Origin of the sequence: Pseudoalteromonas sp. S3260 (genome assembly GCF_005886925.1) — a bacterium.
Lineage (GTDB): Bacteria > Pseudomonadota > Gammaproteobacteria > Enterobacterales > Alteromonadaceae > Pseudoalteromonas > Pseudoalteromonas tetraodonis.
In genome coordinates this window covers 1-386 of record NZ_PNCV01000405.1, presented here as the reverse complement: position 1 = coordinate 386, position 386 = coordinate 1, and the positions used below count along the sequence as shown (strand labels likewise).

The window sequence follows — 386 nt, the reverse complement described above, 5'->3', positions numbered from 1 at the left end:
CTCGCCGCTTTTGCGCCTAGGATATCTAAAATAGTGGGGACCGCATCTTGGATACCTAACACTTCGGAATATAGGTTATCAGCATTGTGGAGCTGCTCATTGATTGCATTCTCAATGATCGCGTGTAATTTGGTACTGACCTTGGCGGTGAACTGCAGCTTTTCTGAGCTTTGTTTTTGCCGTTGACTGTGCGCCGCCTGCTCGACCTCCAATAAGGTCCGCTGCTTAAGAGGTTTACCATATTGAATATCAAAGGTTTTAATAAAACCTATTTGTTGCTGCGCAAAGCTATGCCCTAACAGCAAGTCATTAAAACGCTGTTCTAGGGCATCCACACGTTGGCGAATTTGCTCTGTTTTAGTCACCATAATTACTAAGTTATACCG

Annotated in this window: 1 pseudogene; it reads right to left on the bottom strand. The window is 44.3% G+C overall.

The features are described from left to right. Positions 1-386, bottom strand: a pseudogene (locus CWC14_RS19340) (HDOD domain-containing protein); the annotation flags it as partial.